General features: G+C 65.0%; 22 protein-coding genes. 8 read left to right on the top strand and 14 right to left on the bottom strand.

Annotation, left to right across the window (positions count from 1 at the left end):
• Positions 1-61 precede the first annotated feature (61 nt).
• Positions 62-304, bottom strand: a complete 243-nt coding sequence (locus DN824_RS12705) for a DUF2789 domain-containing protein (protein WP_138408774.1) — start codon at positions 302-304, stop codon at positions 62-64.
• Positions 305-461: 157 nt separating this feature from the next.
• On the opposite strand from DN824_RS12705, the gene DN824_RS12700 reads away from it, so the two are divergent.
• The 4 genes from DN824_RS12700 to DN824_RS12685 all read left to right on the top strand — a co-directional run bounded on the left by DN824_RS12700 (position 462) and on the right by DN824_RS12685 (position 4,771).
• The gene (locus tag DN824_RS12700) at positions 462-1,397 is read left to right on the top strand and encodes a 2-hydroxyacid dehydrogenase (RefSeq protein WP_138408773.1); all 936 of its coding nucleotides are present in this window, start codon (positions 462-464) and stop codon (positions 1,395-1,397) included.
• A 140-nt stretch (positions 1,398-1,537) separates the two neighbouring features.
• Entirely contained in the window at positions 1,538-2,239 is a 702-nt protein-coding gene (locus tag DN824_RS12695; RefSeq protein ID WP_138408772.1) for a YebC/PmpR family DNA-binding transcriptional regulator, read from the top strand.
• A 117-nt stretch (positions 2,240-2,356) separates the two neighbouring features.
• Entirely contained in the window at positions 2,357-2,677 is a 321-nt protein-coding gene (locus tag DN824_RS12690) for a DUF2025 family protein (protein WP_138408771.1), read from the top strand.
• Between the two features lie 171 nt (positions 2,678-2,848).
• Positions 2,849-4,771, top strand: a complete 1,923-nt coding sequence (locus DN824_RS12685; protein ID WP_138408770.1) for a methyl-accepting chemotaxis protein — start codon at positions 2,849-2,851, stop codon at positions 4,769-4,771.
• 18 nt (positions 4,772-4,789) lie between these two features.
• Here the strand turns inward: DN824_RS12685 and DN824_RS12680 are convergent, their stop codons facing one another.
• Entirely contained in the window at positions 4,790-5,668 is an 879-nt protein-coding gene (locus DN824_RS12680) for an EamA family transporter (RefSeq protein WP_138408769.1), read from the bottom strand.
• 157 nt (positions 5,669-5,825) lie between these two features.
• Here DN824_RS12680 and DN824_RS12675 point away from each other — a divergent pair, with 157 nt between their 5' ends.
• The gene (locus DN824_RS12675; protein ID WP_138408768.1) at positions 5,826-6,170 is read left to right on the top strand and encodes a YajD family HNH nuclease; all 345 of its coding nucleotides are present in this window, start codon (positions 5,826-5,828) and stop codon (positions 6,168-6,170) included.
• Positions 6,171-6,229: 59 nt separating this feature from the next.
• Here the strand turns inward: DN824_RS12675 and dgt are convergent, their stop codons facing one another.
• Entirely contained in the window at positions 6,230-7,723 is a 1,494-nt protein-coding gene (gene dgt, locus DN824_RS12670) for a dGTPase (RefSeq protein ID WP_138408767.1), read from the bottom strand.
• Between the two features lie 93 nt (positions 7,724-7,816).
• On the opposite strand from dgt, the gene DN824_RS12665 reads away from it, so the two are divergent.
• Complete coding sequence (locus DN824_RS12665; RefSeq protein ID WP_138408766.1) at positions 7,817-8,011, top strand: hypothetical protein; 195 nt, start codon at positions 7,817-7,819, stop codon at positions 8,009-8,011.
• Positions 8,008-8,694 (top strand): MOSC domain-containing protein, encoded by a 687-nt coding sequence (locus DN824_RS12660; protein ID WP_138408765.1) that lies wholly within the window; start codon positions 8,008-8,010, stop codon positions 8,692-8,694. Before DN824_RS12665 ends, DN824_RS12660 begins: the two co-directional genes overlap by 4 nt.
• Here the strand turns inward: DN824_RS12660 and DN824_RS12655 are convergent.
• The 3 genes from DN824_RS12655 to DN824_RS12645 form a co-directional block, all read right to left on the bottom strand.
• The gene (locus DN824_RS12655; RefSeq protein WP_282097007.1) at positions 8,691-9,740 is read right to left on the bottom strand and encodes an NAD(P)H-dependent flavin oxidoreductase; all 1,050 of its coding nucleotides are present in this window, start codon (positions 9,738-9,740) and stop codon (positions 8,691-8,693) included. The two genes, DN824_RS12660 and DN824_RS12655, sit on opposite strands and share 4 nt — an antisense overlap.
• 186 nt (positions 9,741-9,926) lie before the next feature.
• Entirely contained in the window at positions 9,927-10,442 is a 516-nt protein-coding gene (locus DN824_RS12650; protein WP_174236508.1) for a hypothetical protein, read from the bottom strand.
• A 251-nt stretch (positions 10,443-10,693) separates the two neighbouring features.
• Positions 10,694-12,628 (bottom strand): sodium:solute symporter family protein, encoded by a 1,935-nt coding sequence (locus tag DN824_RS12645; RefSeq protein ID WP_138408764.1) that lies wholly within the window; start codon positions 12,626-12,628, stop codon positions 10,694-10,696.
• 196 nt (positions 12,629-12,824) lie between these two features.
• On the opposite strand from DN824_RS12645, the gene DN824_RS12640 reads away from it, so the two are divergent.
• Positions 12,825-13,244: a GNAT family N-acetyltransferase gene (locus tag DN824_RS12640; protein WP_174236507.1), complete on the top strand. Its 420-nt coding sequence runs from the start codon at positions 12,825-12,827 to the stop codon at positions 13,242-13,244.
• Between the two features lie 98 nt (positions 13,245-13,342).
• Here DN824_RS12640 and DN824_RS22560 read toward each other — a convergent pair whose 3' ends face one another.
• The 8 genes from DN824_RS22560 to ispF all read right to left on the bottom strand — a co-directional run bounded on the left by DN824_RS22560 (position 13,343) and on the right by ispF (position 19,844).
• A complete protein-coding gene (locus DN824_RS22560) occupies positions 13,343-13,480 on the bottom strand; it encodes a hypothetical protein (RefSeq protein WP_174236506.1) in 138 nt (45 codons plus the stop codon).
• Positions 13,481-13,977: 497 nt separating this feature from the next.
• Positions 13,978-14,976: an RNA polymerase sigma factor RpoS gene (gene rpoS, locus DN824_RS12635; RefSeq protein WP_138408763.1), complete on the bottom strand. Its 999-nt coding sequence runs from the start codon at positions 14,974-14,976 to the stop codon at positions 13,978-13,980.
• Positions 14,977-15,068: 92 nt separating this feature from the next.
• Positions 15,069-15,866: a peptidoglycan DD-metalloendopeptidase family protein gene (locus tag DN824_RS12630; protein ID WP_414718414.1), complete on the bottom strand. Its 798-nt coding sequence runs from the start codon at positions 15,864-15,866 to the stop codon at positions 15,069-15,071.
• Positions 15,867-15,952: 86 nt separating this feature from the next.
• Entirely contained in the window at positions 15,953-16,888 is a 936-nt protein-coding gene (locus DN824_RS12625; protein ID WP_138408761.1) for a polyprenyl-phosphate transporter, read from the bottom strand.
• Between the two features lie 19 nt (positions 16,889-16,907).
• Positions 16,908-17,543 carry a protein-L-isoaspartate(D-aspartate) O-methyltransferase gene (locus tag DN824_RS12620; RefSeq protein ID WP_138408805.1) on the bottom strand — a complete coding sequence of 212 codons (636 nt, stop codon included), beginning with the start codon at positions 17,541-17,543 and terminating at the stop codon, positions 16,908-16,910.
• A gap of 41 nt (positions 17,544-17,584) precedes the next feature.
• Positions 17,585-18,334: a 5'/3'-nucleotidase SurE gene (surE, locus tag DN824_RS12615; protein WP_138408760.1), complete on the bottom strand. Its 750-nt coding sequence runs from the start codon at positions 18,332-18,334 to the stop codon at positions 17,585-17,587.
• Complete coding sequence (gene truD, locus DN824_RS12610; protein ID WP_138408759.1) at positions 18,334-19,374, bottom strand: tRNA pseudouridine(13) synthase TruD; 1,041 nt, start codon at positions 19,372-19,374, stop codon at positions 18,334-18,336. Before truD ends, surE begins: the two co-directional genes overlap by 1 nt.
• Positions 19,371-19,844 (bottom strand): 2-C-methyl-D-erythritol 2,4-cyclodiphosphate synthase, encoded by a 474-nt coding sequence (gene ispF / locus DN824_RS12605; RefSeq protein WP_138408758.1) that lies wholly within the window; start codon positions 19,842-19,844, stop codon positions 19,371-19,373. The genes truD and ispF overlap by 4 nt, the downstream gene beginning before the upstream one ends.
• Between the last annotated feature and the right edge of the window lie 171 nt (positions 19,845-20,015).

Raw genomic sequence — 20,015 nt, 5'->3', positions numbered from 1 at the left:
CCGGGGCCGTTCGCATAGCGCCCGGCCCCCTGCAGGCAAGGGCAGGCGCCAGGCGCGACGCTCAGCGCATGTTTTCGTGCAGGCGCACGTTGAGCTCGTCGACGATGGGCGCCCACTCGGCATCCTCGAGCAGTTCGTCCTTGAGGAAAGTGCGCTGGGCGTCGTTCCAGAACGGCGCCTCGGACACCTTCACGTCATCGGGCAGCGGGTAATGCTGGGCGATGAAGGCGTCGATGCTGGCCTCGTCGGAAGCCAGCCCGAGTTGTTCGAACAGCGTGCCCAGGTCTTTGTTGGGTAGTTCCATGCGATGTCCTCCAGGTAGGGTCGAATGACGCGTGGGCGCCTCGTTGTCGTTATTCAGAGGCCGCCCCCGGCGCAACAGTTCCGACGGCGAGACGGGCGTGGCCGTCGCCAGGCAAAGCCTTTAGGCTCTTGGGCAATCCCCAGGCGAAGGCAGTGATATGCACATTCTTCTTTGCGGCAGTTTCGATGCGTGCGAACGCGACCAGTGGCTGCGGGTGCTGCAGGCGCAGATCCCGGATGCCCACTGGCACCTGGACCGGGACGAAGCGGCCGAGCGGATAGAGGTCGCGGTGGTGGCCAACCCGCCGCCCGGCTCGCTGCGGGGGCTGCCCGGGCTGCGCCTGATCCAGTCGCTGTGGGCCGGGGTGGATCGGCTGATGGCGGACGACAGCCTGCCCGCCGGCGTGCCGGTGGCGCGTATGGTCGATCCGTACATGAGCGCGGCGATGGCCGAAACCGCCGTCTGGGCCAGCCTCTCGCTGCATCGCGGCTTCTTCGCCTACCAGCGCCAGCAGCGCGAAGGACTATGGCGCCAGCTCGAACAGCGCCGGGCCTGCGACGTCCGGATCGGGGTGCTGGGCATGGGACAGCTGGGCCGCCGCGCCGCGCGCCAGCTCGCCGCGCTCGGTTACCGGGTGACCGGCTGGAGCCAGCGCACCGCCGCGGCCGAGCCGGGTATCGACACCTGCAGCACGGACCAGGCGCTGCAGGAGCTGCTGCCGCAGTGCGACATCCTCATCAACCTGCTGCCCCTGACGCCGGCGACCCGAGGCCTGCTGAACCGGCAGCTGTTCGCCGCGATGCGGCGAGGCGCCAGCCTGGTCAATCTCGCGCGCGGCGCGCACCTGATCGAGCAGGACCTGCTGCAGGCCCTGGACGACGGCCAGCTCGGCCACGCCGTGCTCGATGCCTTCGCCGAGGAACCATTGCCGGCCGGACACCCGTTCTGGCAGCACCCGCAGATCACCCTGCTGCCCCATGTCGCGGCGCTGACCGACATGCGCAGCGCCGCCGAAGCGGTGGCCGCCAACCTGCAGGCGCTGGTCCGTGGCGAGCCGCTGAGCTACCTGGTCGACCGCCAGCGCGGCTACTGATCGCGGCCGTCCGGCGGCCCACGCGCCGAATGGACGCAGCCGGGTGGATGCCCTTCCTCGCCGGAGCGACTAGAATCGCGCTCCACGCCGGCCCCGTGACCTCACCGGAGCCGGCCCCCTTTCACGAAAAGAGATCAGCCATGGGCGCACAGTGGAAAGCCAAACATAAGGAAGCGGCGGCCAACGCCAAGGGCCGCATCTTCGGCAAGCTGTCGAAGGAAATCATGATCGCCGCCCGCAGCGGCCCGGACCCGGACATGAACCCGCGCCTGCGACTGGTCGTCGAGCAGGCCAAGAAGGCCTCGATGCCGCGCGAGACGCTGGAGCGCGCCATCAAGAAAGGCGCCGGGCTGCTCGGCGACACCGTGCAGTTCGAGCGCACCACCTACGAAGGCTTCGCGCCCCACCAGGTGCCGCTGATCGTCGAATGCCTGACCGACAACATCAACCGGACCGTCGCCGAGATTCGCGTGCTGTTCCGCAAGGGCCAGCTCGGCGCGTCCGGCTCGGTCGCCTGGGACTTCGACTACCTGGGCATGATCGAGGCCTCCCCGGCCGAGGCCGATGCCGATCCGGAACTGGCGGCCATCGAGGCCGGCGCCCAGGATTTCGAACCGGCTGAGAATGGCGCCACGCTGTTCCTCAGCGATCCGACGGACATGGACGCGGTCTGCCGCGCCCTGCCCGCCCAGGGTTTCACCGTGACCGCCGCCCAGCTCGGCTACCGCCCGAAGAACCCGGTGAGCCTGTCGGGCCCCGAACTCGAAGAGGTCGAAGCCTTCCTCGAGGCGCTCGACGCCCACGACGACGTGCAGAACGTCTACGTGGGTCTGGCGGGCTGAGCCCGTCCGCTGCGAGCCTCGGGTAGCCCCGGGGCCGCGGCAGCGACTCCCACCCAGAAGGGAGCGCCTCCTTTGCCGTGCGTGTAAACCATCGATCCGTTATCCGCGAGGTTTACCATGGCCACCACATCCGCCGACATCTGCGCCGCCGCCGACCAGCTCAAGGGCTTCGTCGGGTTCAACGGCAAGACCGGAACCCACATCGTCCGCTTCAGCGAAGACGCCTTCGGCCTGGACGTCGCCGAAGACAGCATCGCTCCCACCTGTGAATTCGTCTGGCAGCCCCAGGGCAACGGTCTGATGACGCTCAAGCGCGAACTCATCCAGCTGCTGCTCGACCAGAACATCCACGACCGCCTCGGCGTCGGCGAACCGCTGATGCTCTACATGCGCCGCCAGGAACTGCCGGAAATCACCGCCGAGCGGCTGCGTCGCTAGGCTCCTGCGTCATCCTCCATCCGAAGCGCTCCGGACTTGCAAGAGTAAAAATGACTAAACGGTCACAGTTTTATCTCTACAGCTGACGGCAAGGCTGCAGCAGGCCGGGGTGCGCGCCGATAACGAAGAACAATTCCAAAAAGGGCACCCGCCCGCCAACGAGACACGCCTATGAAAAACCTCAAGGTAAGCTACAAGCTGGGCCTGGGCTTTGCCGCCGTGCTGCTGCTCACCCTCGCGACAGCGGCTATCGGCATACAAGGTCTGGACATGCTGATTTCACGCAGCGACAAGGCCCAGACCGCCTCGCTGATGCTGGACAAGGCCAACGACATCCGCCATGCACAGATGACCTTCGAGGCCACCAGCGACCCGAAACAGGTGGAACGGCTCGATGCACTGGTTGCGGAAGTCATCGCGATGATCAACCAGGAAAAGCGCAAATTCACCGATCCGAAGGACCTTCGCCTTCTGGACTCCATGGCAGCCGAAACGCTGAACTACCAGAAGAGCTTCAAGGCGCTGGTCGCGGCTAAAGAACTCAAGGTCGCGACGCGTCGCAATTGGGTCGCCTCGGGCGATACCGCCGACAAGCTCATCGCTGCACTGGAGGCGCGCTGGAGCGGGGCCATCGATAACCCTGTCGTCCACCAGGACCGTGAGACGGCGTCACTCGCTCTACAGGTTGCCAACCTGTCCAGGCAGAACCGCCAGCTGCGCTTCGCCGTTCGCGGTTACTTGCTGGACGAGTCGGACAAGTCGCTGCTGCTCCTGCAACAGCAGTTCCAGACCCTGCGCGATGTCATCGACGTACTGGCCCAGGAGCTAGTGGGCTCCCAGGCGCAGAGCCTGCAGATGATCAAAGCCGCCGCTGAGGAATACATCGGCCTGGTTGAAAAATTGCCGCCGATCGTCGACACCGAACGCAAGGCACACGCCGAAATGGGTAACAACTTCGAAAATTTCTACACCGCTGCCGTCGGCATCGGCGCTGCTCAAAACGCCAAGCGCGCCGAAGACGCGGCTTCCAGCAAGCTGCGCATGCTCGGCGCGACCCTCCTCGCCCTGCTCGCCGGCGTGGTGCTGAGCGCATGGATGGTGCGCCAGATCACCCAGCCCCTGAGTCAGGCGGTGAAGATCGCCGAAGGTATCGGCGCCGGCGACATGACCGGCCAGCCCACCGAGAAGCGCGGCGACGAATTCGGCCTGCTGCTCGATGCCATGAGCCGCACCCGCAACAATCTGCGCGACCTGCTGGCTCAGATCGGCGGTATTACCACCCAGCTCGCCGCCGCGGCCGAGGAGCTTTCGGCCGTCACCGAACAGACCAGTGCTGGTGTCAACAATCAACGCATGGAAACCGATCAGGTTGCCACCGCCATGAACGAAATGGCCGCCACGGTGCACGAAGTGGCACAGAACGCCGGTGAAGCCTCCGAAGCGGCGCAACGTGCCGATCGCCAAGCCGTTCAGGGCAACACCGCGGTCAAGCGCGCCCTTACCCAGATCGACAAACTCACCAGCGAGGTAAGCCTCTCGGCCGAAGCCATGGGGCGCCTGAACCAGGAAAGCGCCAACATCAGCACCGTGCTCACCGTCATAAACGGCATCGCCGAGCAGACCAATCTGCTGGCGCTCAACGCGGCGATCGAAGCGGCGCGTGCCGGCGAAGCCGGCCGTGGGTTTGCGGTGGTGGCCGACGAGGTGCGTGGCCTGGCCCAGCGCACCCAGCAATCCACCGCCCAGATCGAGACCTTGATCGGCAGCCTGCAAAAAGGGTCGCAGGACGCGTCGAGCATGATGCAGAGCAGCAGCGCACTGGCGTTGGAAACCGTCGATCTGGCGCGCAAGGTCGGCGAGGAACTGGAGGCGATCACCCAGACCGTCTCGATGATCCAGGCCATGAACATGCAGATCGCCACGGCGGCCGAAGAGCAGAGTTCGGTGGCCGAAGAGGTCAACCGCAGCGTGCTCAACGTGCGCGACGTGGCCGATCAGTCCGCCGCTGCCGCCGAGGAGACCGCCGCGTCCACCGTCGAGCTGGCGCGACTCGGCAACGAGCTGAACCTGCTGATCGGCCGCTTCAAGGTCTGAGGAAGCGCAGGCTTCGCCTCAGGCGAGGCGGAGCCTGCCGAACAGCCAGCCACCGAACACGTTGACCAGCAGGCCCAGCATGACCAGCAGCGCCCCGGCCATCTGCAACGGGCCGAGCGCTTCACCCAGCAGCAGCGCCGACGAGCTCAGGCCGATCACCGGCACCAGCAGCGAGAACGGCGCCACCTGCCCCGCCGGATAGCGCGACAGCAGGCGGCTCCAGAGGCCGTAGCCGAGAATGGTGGCCCCGAAGGCGAGGTACGCGAGCACCAGGAATGAGTTCCAGCCGAACTGGCGCAACGAGGTCGCGATCAGCTCCGGCCCCTCGAGGAACCAGGACATCGCCAGGAACGGCAGCGGCGGGATCAGGCTGCCCCAGACCACCAGCCCCACCAGGTTCACCTTGCCCACCTTGCGCGTGACGATGTTGCCCATCGCCCACATCGACGCCGCGCCGATGGTCAGCAGGAAGCCGGTCAGGGTCGTCCCCCGTTCGCCCTGGGAACCGATCAGAAACAGGCCGGCCGCCGCCATCACCAGGCCCAGCAGATTGGCCGCCCGGATGCGTTCGCCGAGGAACATCGCCGCGAAGAACAGCGTGAAGAAGGCCTGCGACTGCAGCACCAGCGACGCCAGGCCCGCCGGCATGCCCTGGTTCATCGCCGAGAACAGGAAGGCGAACTGGCCGAACGAGATCGTCAGCCCATAGGCCAGCATCCAGCGCAGCGGGACCGCCGGCCGCCGGATGAAGAACACGGCCGGGATCGCGGCGAGCGTGAAGCGCAGCGCCCCCAGGAGCATCGGCGGCATGTCGTGCAGGCCGACCTTGATGACGACGAAGTTCAGCCCCCAGACGACGATCACGACTAAGGCGAGCAGCAGGTCCTTGGGCGCCATCTCGGGCTCCGGGCAGAGGAAAAGACGATCATTAGAACGGTGCAGCCGCCCGGCGCGCCCGATACAGTCGCGGCGGATTTTTGCCATACAGTGCCGGCCGCGACAGCCATGGGCGGCAGGGCTAGAATTGCAGAGCCACCACCGACGGGACCGTTCCATGAATGACAACGCCAAAAGCAGGATTCCCTACAGCCAGCGCGAGCAGGGTTATCGCGAAAAGGCGCTGAAGATGTACCCCTGGGTCTGCGGACGCTGCGCCCGCGAATTCTCGGGCAAGCGCCTGAGCGAGCTGACCGTGCATCACAAGGACCACAACCACGACAACAACCCCGAAGACGGCTCCAACTGGGAGCTGCTTTGCCTGTACTGCCACGACAACGAGCACTCGCGCTACACCGACAACCAGTACTTCGCCGAGTCGACACCCGGGGCGGACAAAGGCCCCAAGACCACCTTCAAGGGCCTGGCCGGCTTGGGCGACCTGCTCAAGGGCAAACAGTAAACCCGACCTGAACGGCGAGCCGGGCCCCATCGGCTCGCCGGTTCGCCGCTTCCGTTCGGCTATATCGCCGACAGGGTACGGTACTCGTCCTGGGCATGCTGGTCGGTCATGCCGCTGATGAAGTCCTGCAGCATCCGGCAGCGGTGGTAAAACTCCCAGAGCCCCGCGTCCGGCCCGCGCCCCTCCACCTCCTTGAGCGCCTCGTGGTAGGCCTTTACCTGCTGGCTCGGCAGGCGGCGGGCCAGCATCTGCAGATGCGGCTCGCGGCGGCAGCAGCCCTGGGTCAGCTCGGCGAAGGTCTGCGGCGAGACGCGCAGCAGCGGCGCGTAGAAATCCAGCAGACCCTGCAGGATGCGGTAGCCCTGCAGCTGCAGCGTATCGACCTCCGGATGACAGAAGACCCGCTCCATCGCGACGTCCTTGAAGGTCTGGACGATGGCATTGGGCAGGCTGTCGTCCTCCATCAGGGCGCGGTCGAGGGTTCCTTCGTACACCGCCTCGATGTTGTCGATGAACTGCCGGGCCGCATGCTGGACCAGCGGGTGGATCATGTTCACCCGCAACCAGATGAAGAACTCGCTGACCTTGTTGATCGGCTCGTTCTGGGAACGCTTCAGGGCGTACTGGACGAGTTCGCGAAAGGATTGCTGCTTGCCGGGAATCGGCGCGTCGGGCGACTTGTGCTCGGCGAACTTCTCGACCAGCAGCTGCGCCAGCTGCTCGATGCCGAGGATGCCCTTCTCCACCGAGTCCTCGATGTCGGCCAGGCAATAGGAAATGTCGTCCGCCGCTTCCATGATGTAGGCCACCGGGTGACGGGTGCCGTCCGGCATGCCTAGCGCCGCGCGCAGCTCGGTGACGAAGGCTTCCTCGCTGAGATAGAAGCCGGGCTTCTTGTTCAGGTAGGCGCACGGGCTGCCCTTTTCCGGTTTGGGCAGATAGGCCGGGCGCACGTACTTGATCAGCCCGGCGGTCTGGGTGTAGGTCAGGTTCAGCCGCAGCAGCTTGACCACCAGGCGGATGGCCTGCGCATTGCCCTCGAAGCTCTTGAGGTCGGTGAGCATGCGCTGGCGCAGTTCGGGATCGCCCTGCTCCTGCGGCACCGCGGTGGCGAACAGCGAATCCAGCGCGCCGCCGAACCAGTCGCCTATGGCGTATTCGCCGAAATGCCCGAACGGCGGATTGCCGACGTCGTGCATCAGGCAGGACATCTCCACCAGGGTTTCGAGCGCGCCCTCGAGCCCGTCGAGCCCGTACTGCCCGGCGCGATCGCCCAGCTGCTTGTACAGCGTGCGCACGATGAAGCGCCCGGTCTGCTGGACCTCCAGCGAATGGGTCAGCCGGCTGCGCACCGCGGCGTTGCGCTCGAGCGGGAAGACCTGGGTCTTTTGTTGTAGCCTGCGCACCGCCGCGGAGTTGATGATGCGGCCCCGATCGCTTTCGAGCTGATCGATCAGCGCGCCGACGTTGCCCGTCTCGAGCATGCCGGACTCCGATTTTCCGTGTGGCCGCTGGCGGGATATCTTCTGCTTGAAATCGAGGGGGCCCTGCATCGTTGCGCTCGCTGGCTATGACCGAGCCCGCAGCCTAGCGCGGCTCGCCCCTTCAACCAAGTGCGCCACGCACGCTGATCGACGGAGCCTTCGATGGATCGCGCCACCTTTCATCGGCAACAGGCCGAACGCGCCACCGCCGAAGCCCGGCGCCTGCTGGAGCAGCGCGACGCCCTGGGCCCCCGCTGGCTCGCCTGGGTGGCGACGCAACTCTACGCGATGGGGCCGCCGGAGTTCGCCGCCATGGTCCGGCGCGAACTGCAACGACTCACCGGGGCGTCCGAATGAGTCAGCGCTGGCAGGCGACCGGCCCCTTCCTGCTCGAACGGCTTGAACCACTTCCCGGCACGGGCAAGCCATCGGCCATCGACAAGCGCGCGGCCCAGGGCAGCGTCTGGCTCGGCCGCGACGGTTTGAAGGGCGATCGGGTCGCTGATCGGCGCTATCACGGCGGCCCCGACCGCAGCGTCTGCCATTTCCCGGCGCAGCATTACGCCAGGCTCGCCCGGCAGTTTTCCGCGCTCGCCGGCTGCGCCGTTCCGGCCTTCGGCGAGAACCTCTCCACGCGGGACCTGGACGAGCGGGCGGTGTGCATCGGCGACCGCTTGCGCTGGGGCGCGGCGGTCATCGAGATCAGCCAGCCCCGCGTGCCCTGCGTCAACCTCGATCGCCGCCACCAGGCGCCAGGCCTGGCGCGCACCATGACCCAGGCCGGGCTGACCGGCTGGCTCTATCGGACCGTCCAGGAAGGCGCGGTCGAACCCGGGGACGACCTGGAACTCATCGAGCGGCCGTTGCCGAGGATGACGGTCGCCTCGGTGTGGCGCGCTTATGGAGACGAAGAGGCTTCGCTGGACACCCTGGCCGACCTGGCTCAGGCGGCGCTGCTCGCGCGCCAGCTGCGCCAGGTGTTCGTCCAGCGGCTCGAGAGCGCACGCAACCGGCGCGATCAGACCCGCCTGTTCGACTAGGCCATCTCCTCGCGCAAAAGGCGCAGCAGATCGCCCGCCGGCATCTCGCGCGCCAGCGGCGCGCCCTGCCCGGCCCACTGCGCGGCGAAGTCGTCGCTGCCCGCCGCACTGGCCGCGGCATGCAGCGCCTTGGCCGCATCGTAGGCGATGGGGTAATCGGGCAAGGCCGGGGCGCCGGGCCCGCCGATTTCCTGGTACATGCGGTTGGGCAGGCCGCGGGCAGGCCGTCCCGAGATATTCGAGGTGACCTGCGTATGGGCGGCGCGCTCGCCCTTGAGTGCCTCGCGGTAGGCGGCGTTGGCGGCCGACTCCGGACAGAGGATGAACGCCGTGCCCAGCTGAACGCCAGCCGCCCCCAGCGCCCGCGCCGCCTTGATCCCTTGGCCATCCATGATCCCGCCGGCCGCGAGGATCGGCAGGCGTGTCCGCGTGGCGAGCAGCCGTACCAGGGCCAAGGTGCCGATCGCATCGTCGCGGCTGCTGTCATCGAACACGCCACGATGCCCGCCCGCTTCGATCCCCTGGGCGACGATCGCATCGACGCCGGCCGCCTCGATCCGCTCGGCCTCGGCCAGGGTGGTGGCACAGGCCAGCAAGCGGATACCCGCCGCCTTCAGCGATTCGATGAAGGCGGCCGGCGGCAGGCCGAAATGGAAACTGACCACCGCCGGGCGCTCCTCCAGCAGCATGGCCAGCATCGCCTCGTCTTCGACGAAGCTTCGGTAGATCTCCCGTAGCCCGGCCGGTGGCAACGCGCCGAATTCGGCGAACCGGGGCTTCAGATGGGCCAGCCAGGCGGCCTCGCGGTCGGGTTCGGCGCGCGCCGGGCGATGGCAGAAGAAATTGACGTTGAACGGCTTGTCGGTCAGCGCCCGCGTTTCGCGGATCATCACCCGCGCCTGTTCGACCGTGCAGGCCCCCGCGCCTATCGAGCCGAGCCCGCCCGCCTCGCTGACCGCCGCGGCCAGCCGCGGGGTGGAGACACCCACCATGGGTGCCTGAACGATGGGAGTGTCGATACCAAGCAAATCTACGAGCGTGTCCACGTTGAGCCCTCGAACCGGTTCCTGGCGAACAGCTTAACCGGTTGCCCGACGAACACCACAGAACGCGACGCTATATCCCCGCCGACAAACCCCATGCCGGTCCCTCGTCTGCAACCGGGACGGCCGATAACTTCCTGACACAAATAATAACGGCGCCCGCAGGCGCCGTTATTGAACCGACCACACTTAGAAGTTGTAGCCGATACCCACGCTGTAGAAGAACGCGCCATCGTCATAACGATTACGCGCATCGCTGCCGCTCTTGAACAGGAACTGATATTCCGCCATTGCGGTAATGAACGTCTTTTCCTGAACCCAATACTTGATACCGACTTCGGGACCGGCCATGAAGGTATCGTCGACACCTTCGCCGTAAACGCCACCGGCACTTACCCCCACGAATGGTCGAGCCGGTCCGGTTCCGAAATGGTAGTCGTAGAATACCCGAGTGGAACCGTCGAACTTGACGCTCTCGCCTTCAGTGTCGCGTGCATTGATGGTCTGGCGAATACCCCACATGGAGGAGTCGTCCAGATATCTACCCCAACTACCCTGGACCGACAGAATGGTATCGTCGAAGTCCTTGTCACTACTGCCCGCGCCACTGAGCGTAACTTCTTGATCTCCCGCTACCGGAACCGCGAGTGCGGCTACAGGGAACATCGCGGCGACTAACAGGGATGATTTGAAAAGTCGGTTCATGACTCTGCCTCTTGTTCTGTCGAGGGGAAACGCAGATACGGTAATCGCACAGCGTACACAAAGGACAAAGCATGTATGTAAGCGTTCACGTAACATTGAAAAAAAGCGATAACAGGTACTAACAAGCGCAAGCGGCAACAAGCGAAGCGCCGGACTTACATTGAGCCGGGCATGTTTCGTCATATCAGGTGACATATATTCTGGCGCAAAAAACATAACGGAGGAGACGGCGAACCGTCCCCTCCGTTCAGTCAGGCCCGGTTGGCCGCGCCGGAGGGTTTCATCAGCGGTTCGTCTTCGGGAACCACATCGAAATCGCGACGCAGCGCGATGCGCAACCAGATGGGAATTAACACCAGGCCGATCACGATGCACACCCAGCTGAGCACGACGCTGCCCTCCGGCGGAGGGAACATCAGCCGCCCTACCCCAACCAGCAGCGAATACAGCGAAATGGCGGTCGTCGCCACCGCGCCCAGCCGCACGCCGAGGGCCTTCATCGACGCGCTGTTGCTCGCGCCACACAGGGACGCCGCCCGTGGCCAGAAGCCCAGGGGCCGCACACGCTCGTAGAAGCGCTTGAGCGTCGAGTCGTCGGTCTCGGGGGTGATGAAGGTCACCAGGATCGCGACGCTGGTCGTGACCAGGGCCATGATGCCCAGGCGAATCCACTCGCCATCCGGATCGGTACCGAGGAAGTAGAGCAGCAAGGGCGCCGTGATCAGCGAGGCGCCCATCGCCGCGAGTTCCGAGTACAGGTTGATCCGCTCCCAGAGCCAGCGCAGCACCAGCACCGATCCCATCCCGGCGCCGAACAGCAGCGATATGAACCACGCGGTCTGGATCGACCCCAGGTTGGCCATGATGATCATCGCGATCACCAGGATGAGCACGTTGGACAGCCGCGCCACCAGCACCAGCTCGCGGTCCTTGGGCTTGCGCTTGAGCAGGTGCGGCGCGACGACACCGCCGTAGACGTCGTTGCTCCAGTAGGACGCGCCCCAGTTGAGGTGAGTGTCCACCGTCGAGGCCAGCGCGGCCAGCAGGCCGACCAGCATCAGACCGCGGACCCCTGGCGGCAGCAGGTCGTTGATGCCCTGGACGAAGAGCGCCTCGCGCCCTGCGGTGAAGCCGTCGCCCGACATGTCGCCGACGGAGAACGGATAGAGCACCAGCAGGCCGATGGCGATGGCAAGCCAGAACAGGCTGCGCAGGAAGATCTGCAACCAGGTGAAGACCAGCCCGGCGATGCGCGCCTCTCGGTCGTTGGTACAGGCCATGCTTCGCTGCGCCAGGTAGCCGGTGCCGTCGGAGTTCATCTGGAAGAACCACTGCAACCCGATGATGACCAGGAACGGCATCAGCGCCTCGCCGGCGTTGGACGGCGGCGAGAAGGACAGCATCTTGCTCGCCTGGTCGACCCCGTAGATCTCGACGATGCGATCGGTCAGCCCGCCGAGCCCGCCAGCCGCATCGACGACGAACCAGGCATAGGCCAGGGTGCCGAGCATCGCGACGCTGAATTGCACCACGTCGGTCTGGATCACCGCACGCAGGCCGCCGGTGATCGAATACATCGCCGTGAAGATCAGGATGGTCAGGATGGAGATGAGGTTGTTGGCGCTCATCATCGCCGGGTCCAGCCCGGTTATGCTTTCACCCAGCCGTATGCCGGTGGCCTGGACGAAGCCCACGATGGGATCGTAGATGCCCGACGGCAGCCAGTCGTGCCAGGGCAGGAAGACCTCGGCGATTCGAATCGCGGCCACCAGCACCATCGCCAGCACCACGCAGTTGATCACCGTGCCGTAATAGATGGCCTTGAGCAGGCGCAGCGGCGTCACGCCCCGCCCGCTGTAGCGAACCCGGGTCAGCTCCGCATCGGTGAGCACCCCGGCGCGCCGCCATCCCACCGCGAAAACGAAGGCCAGCAACAGGAAGGCCAGCCCGTATATCCACAAGCGCCATAGCGCGAAGACGCCCGCCGTCGCGACCAGCCCGGTGACCAGCAGCGGCGTGTCGGCGGCGAATTGAGTGGCAGACATGGAAAAGCCGGCTTTCCAGCCCTTGATGCTGTTACCGGCCAGGAAGTACTCATTAAGACTCTGAGACGCCTTGCTTCGTGCTCGCAGGCCTGCGCTCAGGCCGTAGATAATGAAAGCCGCCACGATCAGTAGGTCCAACATGTTGTTATTCCTGTCGTTGGAATGGACTCGTTTGTTGAGAGCGCGCAGGCCCCTAAAAAATGCATGGACCTGATAGACGGTCAATAAATTGGCAGCGCGCCACGTTTCGGACTCGACCTCCTTATTCGTTATAGTCAGTCCGGCGACGTTGCGTTCGCCGATCGGCCGCCCTGACCGCATCGCCCTGGAAGATTTCGTGGACCCGATCCAGTACCTGCCCCTCCCTTCGCTGCAGCGCCCCTTGCTGGACAAGTTCTATCGCGAGCAGCGCAGCGCCATGCGCACCCCGGCGCAGGCCTCCCTCTGGGTGGCCCGGGCGCCGCAGATCATTGCAGGGCTGTGCCTGTCACCGGTGGAAGACGGCTGCTGGCTGACCGGCCTGCTGGTCGCCGGGACGCACCGCCGGGCCGGTATCGCCAGCGCCTTGCTGAGCCGGGCCGCGGAATCGGTGGATGGGAATCTGTGGCTGTTCTGCCACCCGAATCTGGAAGGCTTTTACGCCAGGCGGGGCTTCGCAGCCTGCATGCAGCTGCCAGGCCCGCTGGCCGACCGATACCGGCGCTACAGCCGCCACAAGCCGCTGGTCGCGCTGGTACGCGCGCCTGCGCCTCGCTGAGCTCAGCGGAGGCCGTGTCCGGGCGTATCGTTTGGATGGTTAGGGATCGGTCTGGCGCTTCGCTCACTGCAGACTCAGCGGCGAAGCGCTATCGGGCATCAGGGGGAGATGGGATCGCTGGCGGGAAAGGTTTCCTCCAGCGCTTCGTCCAGCTGATCCTCGTCGGCATCCGTGGGGCTGCGCTTGATGGGATCTTCGTCCGGAACCGGTTGCTGCTGTTTATCGTCACCGCTCATGGCCGTACTCCTGCAATGGGACACGTCCATTAGGCTCCGGCGCCGCGGGAGGGTTCGCCTTTGCGCGGGCAAAAAAAAAAAAGGGGCGGGGTTGAACCCCCGCCCTCTTTAGTCCATTTCCCTTGCTTCCTAGCCATCGTCCTGATGAATCATGCCCTTGATTGTTCCTGACCCCCTTCCCTGGCGGCCTGTGCTTGTCCCTAAGCACAGGTGCGATAGTAAGGATCTGGCCGACCACAGCAACTCGAAATAAATCCCGCCATCACCACGAAAAATACCTGAGCATGGATATTTTTTATTTACAAAACAATTGCTTATGCGAAGCCCTACTTCCAATGTCGCCTGCACAAACGGCATTTTCGAGCTTGGCTTACAGATCCTGTAAGCGAATGCCTACAAGGGGCGAGGTAAAGCGTCGTTTCGCTGAAAATAGGGTGCGCAAGAAAAGACAATGCCCGGCAACGAGGCCGGGCATGGCAGAGGCGAAGCTGCGGGTTTTACTGGAACAAGGCGTCGCTGGACAGGCCGTTGCGCTCGAGGATCTCGCGCAGGCGCTTGAGCGCCTCGACCTGGATCTGACGGACGCGCTCGCGGGTCAGGCCGATCTCCTGGCCGACCTCCTCGAGCGTGCAGCTCTCATGGCCGCGCAGGCCGAACCGGCGAATCACCACGTCGCGCTGCTTCTCGGTCAGGTCCGAAAGCCACTGGTCGATGCTCTGTGACAGATCGTCGTCGAGCAGCAGTTCGCAGGGGTCGGAAGGCTTTTCATCGGTGAGGGTGTCGAGCAGCGTCTTGTCGGTGTCCGGGCCCAGGGAGATGTCCACCGAGGTGACCCGCTCGTTCAACCCCAGCATGCGCTTGACCTCGCACACCGGCTTCTCAAGCAGGTTGGCAATCTCTTCCGGGCTCGGTTCGTGGTCGAGCTTCTGGGTCAGCTCGCGAGCGGCGCGCAGGTAGACGTTGAGTTCCTTGACCACGTGGATCGGCAGGCGGATCGTGCGGGTCTGGTTCATGATCGCCCGCTCGATGGTCTGGCGGATCCACCAGGTCGCGTAGGTCGAGAAGCGGAAGCCCCGCTCCGGATCGAATTTCTCGACCGCGCGGATCAGGCCCAGATTGCCTTCCTCGATCAGGTCCAGCAGCGAGAGACCGCGATTGACGTAGCGGCGCGCGATCTTGACCACCAGTCGCAGGTTGCTCTCGATCATCCGCTTTCGCCCCGCCGGATCGCCCTTCTGGGCAAGGCGCGCGAAATGCACTTCTTCGGCAGGAGACAGGAGTGGCGAAAAGCCGATTTCGTTGAGGTACAGCTGCGTGGCGTCGAGCGCCCGGCTGTAGTCGATGAACTTGTGTTGCTTGGGGGAAGACGCGGTTTTCGCCTTGCTGCCGGAAGAAGGCGTGGACGCCGGTCGGGCACCCTCGAAGACTATAGCGGGGTCCATCAGCAGGACCTCGTCGTCTAAGTCAAACTCCGGCGCTTCTTTTTCGAGAGCCATTATTGTTGTCCTTTGCTGAGTTCGACAACAGGCTCGGCGACACCAACCGTGGCAGCGCTGAGCCTATTCGTGCCGGACGGTCAGGAGTCAGGTCAACGTTTAGGCAGGTATTGCTGGGGATCTACCGGTTTACCCTGGCGGCGAATCTCGAAATGCAGCTTCACCCGGTCGGTTCCTGTCGAACCCATCTCGGCAATGGTTTGCCCGGCTTTGACCTGTTCGCCCTCCCGAACCAGCAGCCTCCGGTTATGACCGTAGGCGCTTACGTAGGTATCGTTGTGCTTGATGATCACCAGTTCGCCGTAGCCCCGCAAACCGCTACCGGCGTACACGACGGTCCCATCAGAAGCAGCTAAAACAGGCTGTCCTAATTCCCCGGCGATATCAATTCCTTTATTCAAACTTCCGTTTGAGGAAAAAACGCCGATGATCGGGCCGTTCGCCGGCCATGCCCAACCGCTGGCCGACCGTGTGACCGGCGTCACAGGTGTGGTGGCAGGCTTGTTCACCGGCTGTGTCGCAGGCGTTGTCGAGACTGGCGGCTGGGAAGCTGGTGTGGAGACGATCACCGGCGAGGAGGTGGCTGGCGGCGGAGGTGCCGCTGGCGTCACGCGGCGCGGCGGTGCCGTGGCGACCGAAGCAGCCGACGAATGGCCATCGAAGCGAATGCGCTGACCCGGGTAGATCACGTAGGGCGGCTGAATGCCATTGCGCTGCGCCAGCTGTTTCCAGTCCCAGCCGAAGCGAAAGGCGATGGCATACAGGGTGTCGCCTCGCTGAACGGTGTACTGGCCACTGGTGACCGGAGCCCGTGCGTTGCGATCGACCACCTGGACGCCACCGGAAGGGGACGCCGCACAGCCGGTCAGCAGCGCGGCCAGCAGCAACACGCAGACGACGGGGCTGGCGGGTGTCGGGGAGCTGAACGGCTGGCTGGAAAGATGCCTCAACTGACGCTCCGGTACATCATCGACTCCTAGGCGTTTTCGGCAACGGGCTGGTGGCGCGCGGCGATCCATTCGATACCGAGCACGAGCGCTATACCGGCGAAGGCCAGCATCAGGGCGAGCACGAGGTGAGGATCCTGCCCGGTGATGTCGGCAAAGGCACCCGGCGACAGGTTTCGCTCCAGCAGCGGCACTTGCTCGCCGTGGGAGTTGACTCGCCAGGTCAGGGTTTCCTTCCAGGGCCAGACCTTGTTCAGCGAGCCGAGCATCAGTCCGGTCAGGAAGGCCAGGGTCAGGTCGCGCCAGCGCTTGAGCATCCAGCTCACCAGGCGGGCGAAGGTCAGCAGCCCCACCACGCAGCCGGCCAGGAAGGTCAGCAGGATTCCGGCTTCGAAGCCCTTCACCGCGGCCAGGATCACCGGATACAGGCCAAGCAGCAGGAGGATGAAACTGCCGGAAATGCCGGGCAGGATCATCGCGCAGATGGCGATGGCCCCGGCCAGGAACAGGCTGAAACCGTCGGTGCCCCACTGCACGGGCTCGGCCACGGTGATCCAGTAGGCGAAGGCGATGCCCAGCAGCAGGGCCACCACGCGGCCGGCTCCCCAGCGCCCGATGTCCTTGGCGACGATGTGCACCGACACCAGGATCAGCCCGAAGAAGAACGACCAGACGGGAATCGGATGATGCTCGAGCAGGTAGGAGATCAGCCGCGCGAGGCTGATGATGCTGGTGAAGACGCCGCCGAAGAGGATCAGCAGGAACGACAGGTTCGCGGTCTGCCAGGCTTCACGCACCCGGCCGCGCAGGAGCTGCACTGCCGCATTGGGGACGGCGGAAATCGACCGCAGCAGTTCGTCGTAGATCCCGGTGATGAACGCGACGGTGCCGCCCGAAACGCCCGGTACCACGTCGGCCGCGCCCATGGCGATGCCCTTGGCGTACAGCAATAAAGCCTTCTTCATGTTTCCTTCCGCTGAATCGTCAAACTACAGGTCCATTGAGCAGCGGCACGAAACGTACGGTATCCAGCATGTGGCGGGAAAAACCGTTTTCCTCTCGAATGATCAGCATCAGTTGCTGGACATCACCCGCGCCGACCGGAATCACCAGTCGACCACCGGGTGCAAGTTGGTCGAGCAATGCCTGAGGCACGTCGGCTGCCGCTGCGGTAACGATGATGCCATTGTAGGGCGCCAGTGCCGACCAGCCTTCCCAACCATCACCCCAGCGAAAGACCACATTGCGTAATTTGAGTTCGACCAGACGCTCCTTGGCGCGATCCTGCAGCGCCTGGATTCGCTCGACCGAAAACACCCGCTCGACCAGTTGCGCCAGCACGGCGGTCTGGTAACCGGAGCCGGTGCCGATCTCCAGCACCTTGTCCAGCGGGCCGTCGGCGATCAGCAGCTCGCTCATGCGCGCGACCATGAACGGCTGCGAAATGGTCTGGTTATGCCCGATCGGCAGCGCCGTGTCCTCGTAGGCCCGATGCGCCAGGGCCTCGTCGACGAACAGGTGACGCGGCGTGCGTCGGATCACCTCGAGCACCTTCGGGTCCGACAACCCTTCCTCGTACAGGCGCTGTATGAGTCGGTCGCGGGTGCGCTGGGAGGTCATGCCGGTGCCGTTGCGCAGGAAATCGTCTGGTCCACGCCTGATCACAGCAACCCCTCCAGCCAACGGTCGAGGCCCTGGAACGCCTCGTGAAAGGTGCGATCGAGCTGCAGCGGGGTGACCGAAACATAGCCCTGCATCACCGCGTGGAAATCGGTACCCGGCCCGCCATCCTCGACGTCTCCGGCTGCCGAAATCCAGTAGCCCTCCTTGCCCCGCGGGTTGGCCACCTTGACCGGGGCCTTGGCGCGTCGCCGGTGCCCCAGGCGCGTCAGCTGAATGCCGCGGATATGGTCCAGCGGCAGGTTCGGCACGTTGATGCTGAGCACCGTGCGCTCAGGCACCTGCAGGCGCGCATGGTTTTCCACCAGCGTGCGGGCGATGTAGGCGGCGGTCGGGAGGTTGTCCGGCTGACGCGAGACCAGGGAAAAGGCGAACGCCGGCATGCCGGTGAAGCGCCCTTCGATGGCGGCGGCCACGGTGCCCGAATAGAGCACGTCGTCCCCCAGGTTGGCACCCAGGTTGATCCCCGAGACGACCATGTCCGGCGCCTGCTCGAGCATGCCGTTGATACCCAGGTGAACGCAGTCGGTGGGCGATCCGTTGAGACCGATGAAACCGTTCGGCATGGTGACCGGGTGAAGCGGGCGATCCAGGGTCAGCGCGCTGCTGGCGCCGCTCATGTCCTGGATCGGGGCGATGACCTGGCACTCGGCGTAATCCGCCAGCGCGTCATAAAGCGCGGCGAGCCCAGGTGCATACACCCCGTCGTCGTTGGCGATCAGAATACGCATCAGATGTCCGTCTGCCCTGCCAGGCTGACCAGCTCACGAACCACGGCAGTGGCGAAGCATCCGGTCGGCAGGACGAATTCCAGTTGCAGAATGTCAGGCTCGGGATAATGCCACGACAGGCCCCCAATTGGGAGGCGAAGAATACGCCGTTCGTGCTCCAGTCGCGCTTGCGCCAGCCAGGCGGTCAATGCCGGTTCGGCCTCGGCCACCTGGCGCTCGAGCATCGCGGTGGCGCCGGTCGCGGGCGAATCGCCCTGCCCCCATAGCGCAGCGGTCGGATGCAGGTCGAGAATGGCCAGCCGCGGGTCGCTGCATTCGGCTTCGCCGGCGGCGAAATGACTGCGACTGTCGGTGAAGGCCAGCAGATCGCCGACCTGCGCGCGGTTCCAGCTGCCCGCCGCGACCCGTTCGGCGAGGATACGGTTGAACAGGTAGCTGCGCGCCGCCGAAAGCAGCCGTGAGCGAAGGTTGCGCGACTCCGGCAGCTCGCCCCGCTCGGCATGTTCGCGGGCACCGGCGAGGTTACCGCCCTGGTAGCCGAAACGCTGGGGACCGTAATAGTTGGGCACCCCCTGCTGGCGAATGCGCTCCAGGCGCGCTTCGAGCGCCTGGCGATCGGCCTGCAGGTCGGTCAGGCGCAGCGTGAATCCATTGGCCGAATGCGCACCGCGCTGCAGCTTGCGCTGATGCCGCATCTGCCTGAGCAGGCGCAGGCTGTCGTTCTCGGCGGCGGCGAGATCCGGGTCGGCCTTGCCGGGCAGGTGCAGGCTGAACCACTGGCGCGTCAGCGCCTGGCGGTCCTTCTGCCCGGCGTAGCTGATCGCCCGCAGCGGCACACCGGCGGCGCGCGCGAGACGCCGTGCCGCCTCCTCGGTATTCAGGTTGCGCTTTTCGACCCACAGCCACAGGTGCTCGCCCTCGCCCGACAACGGGATGTCGAGCACCTCGTCGACCTGAAAGTCCTCGGCCACCGCCTTGAGCACGGCCTGGCCGCAGGGCTCGCCATGGGCCCGGGGGCCGAGCAGCTGATCTTCGGTCATGCCTTGACCAGCAGCGCGACGGCGTGGACCGCAATGCCCTCTTCGCGCCCGACGAAACCGAGTTTTTCGGTCGTGGTCGCCTTCACGTTGACCTGGTCCATTTCCACTTCCAGATCCTCGGCGATGGAGGTGCGCATGGTCTCGATGTGCGGCGCCATTTTCGGCGCCTGGGCGACGATGGTGGCGTCGACGTTGCCGACCTGCCAGCCGCGGGCACGCACCTGGGCGACCACGTGGCGCAGCAGGACCCGGCTGTCGGCGCCCTTGAACTGCGGGTCGGTATCGGGGAAATGCTTGCCGATGTCGCCCAGCGCCGCGGCGCCCAGCAGCGCGTCGCACAGCGCGTGCAGCAGCACGTCACCATCGGAATGGGCCAGTAGCCCGCAGGTATGGGGAATGCGTACACCGCCGAGGGTGATGAAGGTCCCCTCGCCGAAGCGATGCACGTCGTAACCGTGGCCGATACGCATAGTGATGTCCACCCAAGCAGAAGCGAGCGGCGATTCTACAGGAGCCGGTGACTGCGTGAACGTCGTCACGAACGATGGGCGGATCGAAACCGCTGATGATGACCATCGACCGAATCGATCTCATATCGGTCAAGGCCGATATAAAGTTCGCCCCAACACGATATTCATTCG

Origin of the sequence: Stutzerimonas nosocomialis, from assembly GCF_005876855.1 — a bacterium.
GTDB classification, from domain to species: Bacteria; Pseudomonadota; Gammaproteobacteria; order Pseudomonadales; family Pseudomonadaceae; genus Stutzerimonas; species Stutzerimonas nosocomialis.
The sequence above is the reverse complement of the archived record's forward strand: the minus strand, read 5'-3'. Positions and strand labels throughout refer to the sequence as shown.